This is a genomic window from Pseudomonadota bacterium (assembly GCA_040752895.1).
Classification (GTDB): domain Bacteria; phylum Pseudomonadota; class Alphaproteobacteria.
This window is the reverse complement of sequence record JBFMHN010000018.1, coordinates 1-1,460: the sequence shown is the minus strand read 5'-3', so window position 1 is coordinate 1,460 and position 1,460 is coordinate 1. Positions and strand designations below refer to the sequence as shown.

The following is a 1,460-nucleotide window of genomic DNA, read 5'->3' as shown; positions in this document are numbered from 1 at the left end:
GTCACGTTCACCGACGGTGTCGCCGCTACCAGCGACACCGAAAATCGCGCCGCCTGACCAGTGCGCGTCACCCAAATTCAGTCATAGCTCAGAGCGGTCGGTCGGCGGGTCTCCAAGCAGGGGAATCGCGTTTGGCTCTGAGGGCGTGAGCCACCGCCCTTTCGGCGGAAGGCGGGATGGACTCTGAGGGGGGCTTGATCGCTCGGAGCCCGCTGCCGCCATGGATATCTTCCTCACTGCCTTTGATGACATCCCCGATCCCCGCGCCGACAACGCGCGCCACGACCTTGGCGAGTTGCTGGTCATCGCCTTTGTCTCTGTGCTCTGCGGCGCAACGTCCTGCGCCGAGATGGCGGCCTTTGGTCGCGCAAAGGAAAGTGTTTTCAGAAGCTTCCTGAAGCTGAAGCATGCCGTCCCGTCGCACGACACGTTCTCAGCGGTATTCCGGATCGTCGATCCCAAGGCCCTCGATGCTGCGTTCGGGCGGGTGCTAGCCGATGTGGCCGCCCTTCTGCGCGAGGGCGATGTCGTCGCCATCGACGGCAAGGCGCTGCGGGGCGCGCGCGACAGGCACGAGAGCGCACAAACGCGGATGATGGTGTCGGCCTACGCCTCCCGCCTGCACCTGACGCTGGCCAGCGTGCCTGCCGACCGGGGCGCGGAACTGAACGCCGCCCTTGAGGTCCTCGGGCTGATCGCGCTGAAGGGCAAGGTCGTGACGGCCGACGCACTGCACTGCAATCGTCGCACGGTTGCAGCGATCAACGCCAAGGGCGGCGACTGGTGCCTGGCGCTGAAGGCCAACCAGGACTCGCTGCTGTCCGATGCCCGCGCCTGCTTCGGGACGCTGCGAGCCGGTCATCCCGTGGCCCGGAGCGAGGAGACCGGCCATGGCCGCAAGGAGGTCCGCACCGCTACGGTCGTCTCCGCCGAGGGATTGGCAGAGCACCACGACTTCCCCGAGCTGAAAGGCTTCGGTCGGATCGAGGCGACCCGCGAGACCTGTGGCATCGTCACCTCCGAAACCCGCTTCTTCGCGCTGTCCTGGATGCCGGCCCCAGAGGTCCTCCTGGCCGCCGTCCGGGCCCACTGGGCCATCGAGAACGCCCTCCACTGGCAGCTTGACGTCTCGTTCCGCGAGGATGCCGCGCGCAACCGCAAGGATAACGGCCCCGCCAACCTCGCCATCCTGCGACGCCGCGCTCTCGATGTCCTCCGCAGGGATACATCGAAGGGCTCCCTCTCCATCAAGCTCAAGCGCGCAGGCTGGGACAACACGTTCCTTCGCAGCATCCTCAATGGCTTAGCCGCCGCGTGAGCCAAATGCGATTGCCCTGGTTGGAGATGGAGGAGTGGACTGAGGCGAACTTCTGAAGACTGTGCAGGCGCCGGAACCGGAGCATCGCCCTCTCTCGCCTTCGGAACGGCTGATGGGAGTTCTCCACCCGGTTGTTCTCCCA

Annotated in this window: 1 protein-coding gene and 1 pseudogene; one reads left to right on the top strand and one right to left on the bottom strand. The window is 66.0% G+C overall.

Going from position 1 to position 1,460, the window contains the following annotated elements; translation table 11 throughout:
- Positions 1-220 precede the first annotated feature (220 nt).
- Positions 221-1,318, top strand: a complete 1,098-nt coding sequence (locus tag AB1781_11400) for an ISAs1 family transposase (GenBank protein ID MEW5705171.1) — start codon at positions 221-223, stop codon at positions 1,316-1,318.
- Between the two features lie 7 nt (positions 1,319-1,325).
- Here the strand turns inward: AB1781_11400 and AB1781_11395 are convergent.
- Positions 1,326-1,460 (bottom strand): annotated as a pseudogene (locus tag AB1781_11395) (DDE-type integrase/transposase/recombinase).